This is a genomic window from Streptomyces sp. PU-14G (assembly GCF_041028275.1).
Taxonomy (GTDB): domain Bacteria; phylum Actinomycetota; class Actinomycetes; order Streptomycetales; family Streptomycetaceae; genus Streptomyces.
Window position 1 is genome coordinate 1 of the sequence record NZ_JASKYT010000425.1, and the last position, 5,182, is coordinate 5,182.

General features: G+C 73.7%; 5 protein-coding genes. 4 read left to right on the forward strand and 1 reads right to left on the reverse strand.

Annotated features, from left to right (window positions below):
* Positions 1 to 186: 186 nt before the first annotated feature.
* From AB8Z75_RS30555 to AB8Z75_RS30570, 4 genes are all read left to right on the forward strand, one after another.
* Positions 187 to 1,167, forward strand: a complete 981-nt coding sequence (locus AB8Z75_RS30555) for an NlpC/P60 family protein (RefSeq protein ID WP_369207666.1) — start codon at positions 187 to 189, stop codon at positions 1,165 to 1,167.
* 264 nt (positions 1,168 to 1,431) lie between these two features.
* Complete coding sequence (locus AB8Z75_RS30560; protein WP_369207668.1) at positions 1,432 to 2,163, forward strand: phosphatase PAP2 family protein; 732 nt, start codon at positions 1,432 to 1,434, stop codon at positions 2,161 to 2,163.
* 929 nt (positions 2,164 to 3,092) lie between these two features.
* Positions 3,093 to 4,196, forward strand: a complete 1,104-nt coding sequence (locus tag AB8Z75_RS30565; RefSeq protein ID WP_369207670.1) for a hypothetical protein — start codon at positions 3,093 to 3,095, stop codon at positions 4,194 to 4,196.
* A gap of 136 nt (positions 4,197 to 4,332) precedes the next feature.
* On the forward strand, positions 4,333 to 4,563 hold the full coding sequence (locus AB8Z75_RS30570; RefSeq protein ID WP_369207674.1) for a hypothetical protein: 231 nt from the start codon (positions 4,333 to 4,335) through the stop codon (positions 4,561 to 4,563).
* Positions 4,564 to 4,779: 216 nt separating this feature from the next.
* Here the strand turns inward: AB8Z75_RS30570 and AB8Z75_RS30575 are convergent, their stop codons facing one another.
* A complete protein-coding gene (locus tag AB8Z75_RS30575; protein ID WP_369207672.1) occupies positions 4,780 to 5,151 on the reverse strand; it encodes a metal-sensitive transcriptional regulator in 372 nt (123 codons plus the stop codon).
* Positions 5,152 to 5,182 lie beyond the last annotated feature (31 nt).

Below are 5,182 nucleotides of genomic sequence, written 5' to 3' on the forward strand. Positions count from 1 at the left end.
GCTCGTGGTGGGTACCTATGTGGCCGCGGCCAGTCTCTTCGGCGGGGGGGGGGGGGGGGGGGGGGGGGGGGGGGGGGGGGGGGGGGGGGGGGGGGGGGGGGGGGGGGGGGGGGGGGGGGGGGGGGGGGGGGGGGGGGGGGGGGGGGGGGGGGGGGGGGGGGGGGGGGGGGGGGGGGGGGGGGGGGCGTGGGCCGGAAGAAAGTGTGGCTGCTGGCGGTGGGTGGCGGGCTGGGAGTGCTCTCCCTGTTCGTCGCGCTGCTCGTGGTGGGTACCTATGTGGCCGCGGCCAGTCTCTTCGGCGGCGCCGGAGGCGCGGTCGCGCTCGCCAAGGGGTCGGTTCCGGCCGCCTACGCGGGGCTCGTGCAGAAGTGGGGCACCTATTGCAAGGCGCTCAACCCGGCGGTGCTCGCCTCGCAGCTGAAGCAGGAGAGCGGTTTCCAGCCCGACGCGCAGAGCAACGCGCAGGCGCAGGGCATCGCGCAGTTCATCCCGACGACCTGGTCCGTCCACGGCTTCGACGCCAACGGTGACGGCAAGAAGAGCGTGTGGGACCCGGAGGACGCCATTCCGTCGGCTGCCAAGTACGACTGTTCGCTGGCGAAGAACGTGAAGGACGTGCCGGGGGACGTCACGAACAACATGCTCGCCGCGTACAACGCGGGCCCGTACGCCGTGATCAAGTACAACGGGGTGCCGCCGTACAGCGAGACGAAGAACTACGTGTCGACGATCCGCAGGATGGAGAAGAGTTTCTCCGCGCCCGGCGGCCGGCTGAGCCCCACGAAGGCGGGGGCGGGCGCTATCGCGTTCGCGCAGAGCAAGCTGGGCACCCCGTACCTGTGGGGCGGCAACGGTACGCCGGAGCAGGGCGGCAGGTTCGACTGTTCGGGGCTGACGAAGGCGGCGTACAAGAAGGTCGGGGTCGAGCTGCCGCGCGTGGCCAATGACCAGTACGACACGGGGCCGCATCCCAAGCGGGACGAGCTGCTCCCCGGTGACCTGGTCTTCTTCGCCCACGATCTGACCAACTCGCGCTCCATCCACCACGTCGGCATCTACGTCGGGGGTGGCAAAATGATCAACGCCCCCTACACGGGAGCGAAGATCCGGTACGACCCGATCGATTCCCCGGACTACTTCGGAGCGACCCGCCCCACCGGCAAGTGAGCCGCGCCACGTGCGCACAGCCGGGGCGCACGGTTGTGTACGCAGGGCAGGGATTACGTCAACAATCCGTGAGGCATAGGCCCTGAGCTGCGTCTATGGGTCACCCTTGGGTAACGTCCTGGTGATCGTTCGGTACGAACGGAACGGTTCGCCTGCCGCAGCGCGTTTTTCTTCGCGGAATGGGACTTCCGCACCGCGACCACGGGGGGTCGTCAGCGCAGATCCAGCCATGAGCACACAGCCGAAGTGAGGGGCCGCACCGCGATGGCACTCTGGGACAACCCCGATGTCGAACTTCTCTACGACATCAACGGCCTGGCCAAGGACGCACCGACGTGGGCCGACCGGATCATGGAGTACGTCGGGGAGTACGGCATCGCCGTGGGGCTCGTCGCCCTGGCCCTGTGGGCCTGGTGGGGCATCACCCGGAAGCGCGAGAGCCGGGACGAGGCTCTCAGCGGCTTCGCCGGGCTCATCTGGGCGCCCGTGGCGGCCCTCGTCGCACTGGCCGTCAACATCCCCATCCGCGGCTTCGTCGAGCGACCCCGGCCCTTCCTGGACCATCAGGGCGTGGAGGTCCTGGTCCAGGGCAAGACCGACTTCTCGTTCGTGAGCGACCACGCGACGCTCACCATGGCCATCGCCGTCGGCATCTTCATGGTGCAGCGCAAGCCGGGACTCGTGGCCATCGCCCTCGCCGTGCTGGAGGGCTTCTGCCGCGTCTACATGGGGGTGCACTACCCGACCGACGTCATCGGCGGCCTCGCCCTGGGCACCGCCGTCGCCCTGCTGCTCGCCCCGGTCGCCATGTGGGCGCTGACCCCGCTGGTGCGGGCCGTTGCCGGCAACGGCCGGATCGAGACGCTGCTGTGGGCGGGCGGCGCAGCCGCCCGCTCGTCCGCGGAGGGCGACGACCGGTCCGCCGACGGCCGGTCCGCCGGCCCTCGGGAGGGCGCCACCTCGCGCCGCAGCTCGGGCCGCGACCTGGCGGCCTGAGCCCCCGGAAGAACGCTCGCTGACGCTGCGACGTTTCGCCGCTGCGACGTCTTGTCGCTTCGACGGTTCGCTCCTTCGGGGCCTCGCGCCTCGCCGCCCCGCGCCGCGCACCTCCGCCGCCTGGCTACCGCCTCACTACCGCCTCACCGAGGTGTCGGTCGGGCCCGGGAAGGGCCCCGTCCCGGACGGTTTACAGCGCCCCCGCCGGTCCGTCCGGCGGGGGCGCTGCCGCGTGAGAGGCGGAGTCTCGGTGCGCGTCCTGGTGCGCGTCTTCGTGCGCGAGGGCGTCCGCGCGGGCCAGGGCGCGGGCGCGGCGCGCCGCTCCGCGCCAGCCGCAGGCGCATGAGGCGGAGCAGAAGGCTCCCCGTTCGTGCAGCGACGTCGCGTGCGACGCGACCCCGTCCACGGGCGCGACCCCATCTACCGGCGTGACCCCGTCCACGGGCGTGGGTCGGTCGAGGGGCGTGGCGCCGGGCGCGGGCGTGGCTGCTGGTCCGGCCTCTGTTCCGGCTGCGGGGAGAAGGTCCGGCTGGTGTTCGGGGGCTCGCTCTCGCACGTGACCACCGTACTGGGACCGTGACGGGCGCTCCCAGGGCCTCGTTGCCCCCGATGAACCGACGGATCCGGACCGGCCCGCGACCGGTACGGCAGCGACCGGGAACGAGAGGTCGGCGGGATGACAGTGCGGCGACGGGGGCGGCTGGGACAGCCGGGGGGGGGGGGGGGGGGGGGGGGGGGGGGGGGGGGGGGGGGGGGGGGGGGGGGGGGGGGGGGGGGGGGGGGGGGGGGGGGGGGGGGGGGGGGGGGGGGGGGGGGGGGGGGGGGGGGGGCCGGGGGGGCCGGGGTGGCCAGGATGGCCGCGGCGGACAGGGCTGACGGGACTGCCAGGGCTCATGACGCGCACGGCGCGCACAGGGCTCATGACGCGCATGGCACGCATGACAAACACGGCGCGCGCGGCGCACACAGGGCGCACGGGTGTGCCGGGACGGTGGTCGGGCCACCGGGCCTGGAGGTCGGAGCGGCAGGGACGGCCGGGACGGCTCCCGCGTGGCGACGCGATCGGCTCCCCTGTTCTGGTGGCGGCGATGGGCACCGCCCTCGCTGCCGCGGCGCTCACGGGGTGTTCCGGGGACGGCGCGGTCGCCACGGACGGTCTTCCGACCGCGGCGCGTCCCTCGGGCCCTGGCGGGGCCGCCGTCGTCAGGGCGGCGGAGGTCCTGTCACGGGCCGGTTCGGCGCGGGTGCGGACGGCCATGGAGATGGCCAGCGGCGGCACGCGCGTCACCATCGAGGGGGCCGGACTCTTCGATCTGTCCCGGGCCACCGGGAGGCTGCGGGTGACGCTGCCGCCCGGCGCCGACGGGGCGCGGCCCGGGGAACGCAGGCCCGTCACCGAGTTGATCACTCCCGACGCGCTGTACATGAAGAACCGCGCCGGTGTGCCCGACGACAAGTGGGTGCGGGTGGCGACCGCAGGGCTGCCGGACGGGAACCTGGTGACGGGCGGGGCGACGGACCCGCTCACCGCGGCCCAGTTGCTGAGGGGCGCCCGGCGGATCGATTTCGAGGGCGTCACCGAACTGGACGGCGAGCGGGTGTGGCACTACAGCGGCGTGGTCGACATCGAACGCGCGGCCGACGCGGCGCCGCCGCAGGCCCGGCACCGGCTGCGGGCGGCGGAGAAGGGGTTCTCCGGCCGTACGGTGCCGTTCGACGCCTACCTCGACGCCCAGGGCCGAATGCGGAAGGTGCAGCACCGGTTCTCCTTCACCACGGACGCCACCGGAGAGGATCCCGTCGCTCAAGACCCCACCGGCGGCGACGCCACGGGCAGCGGCGGAGCAGGCAGCGGCCCTGCCGCCGGTGCGCGGGCGGACGGCGAGCGGGCCGACGGCACGGGCCCGACCGTCGTGCCGGACATGGATCTGACCGTCTCGTCCACCACGAGGCTCAGCGATTTCGCTGTCGAGGCGCGGATCGCCATGCCCGAGTCCGACGACATCTGGGCGGGGAAGATCGCCGCTCCGTGACCGGGCGTTGATCCGGTAAATGGTTCGGAAGTGCCATGCGCGGACGGTGTGGTACTCCCTACGCTGGGAAGCCGGGCCCCGGCCCGGCCGTGGCGTTCCCGCCCGGTGGATCCGTGGAGCACGGGAGGTGATACGTGTGCCTGTACCGAAGCGTGACAACAGAGGTGACGGCCGCGGGAGCCGCTGTCGGCGGCGCACGCTGACGCAGGATCACCAGGACCACGCGGCCCTCGCCGAGATCGAGCTGTGCGGAGAGCTGATGATCGCCGCCTCCGCCGCCGAGGGGCCTCTCAGTCGGGCCCGTATCGACGAGGTGCTCCGCCGCGCCGCCGGTGAGCTGGACGAGGCTCCTGGTCCGACCCGGTAGGGACCGCCGGTGAGCCGGCGGAAGCCTTACGGCGGGAGCCTGCTGGCGGGAGCTTGGCGAGCCGGCCGCAGCCCTGGCCGATCCACCGGAGCACGGGCGAGCCGACGCGGCGCAGCCCTGGCCGACCCACCGGAGCACGCGCGGGACGGCCGGGACGGCCGGGATGGCCGGGACGGCCGGCGTTCGCGTGGTCGGCCCGCCCCCCCCGGCAGGGGGTCAGGTGCGCAGGAGACGGGCGATGGCGGCGGTGGCCTCTTCGACCTTGGCGTCCATGGCGGCACCGCCGTCCTGCGCCGCGTGGGCCACGCAGTGCCGCAGGTGCTCTTCGAGGAGCTGGAGGGCGAAGGACTGGAGGGCCTTCGTGGAGGCGGAGACCTGCGTGAGTATGTCGATGCAGTAGACGTCCTCGTCCACCATCCGCTGGAGGCCCCGGATCTGGCCCTCGATGCGGCGTAGTCGCTTGAGGTGAGCGTCCTTGTTCTTCGTGTAACCGTGCTCCCCGGTGGCCGTGTGGGCCGAGCAGCACTGGGAGGTGGCTTCGGCCACAGTGTCGGGCGTCTCCGGGGCGGGCTGTGGCGGCGGCGTCATGCGGTCCTCCAGGTGGTGGTGAGGGGCGGGC

Bases quoted from the DNA above. Each gene is read 5' to 3' on its own strand.
- AB8Z75_RS30560 (WP_369207668.1), top strand. From the start codon at position 1,432: ATGGCACTCTGGGACAACCCCGATGTCGAACTTCTCTACGACATCAAC.
- AB8Z75_RS30575 (WP_369207672.1), bottom strand. From the start codon at position 5,151: ATGACGCCGCCGCCACAGCCCGCCCCGGAGACGCCCGACACTGTGGCC.
- AB8Z75_RS30565 (WP_369207670.1), top strand. From the start codon at position 3,093: ATGGCACGCATGACAAACACGGCGCGCGCGGCGCACACAGGGCGCACG.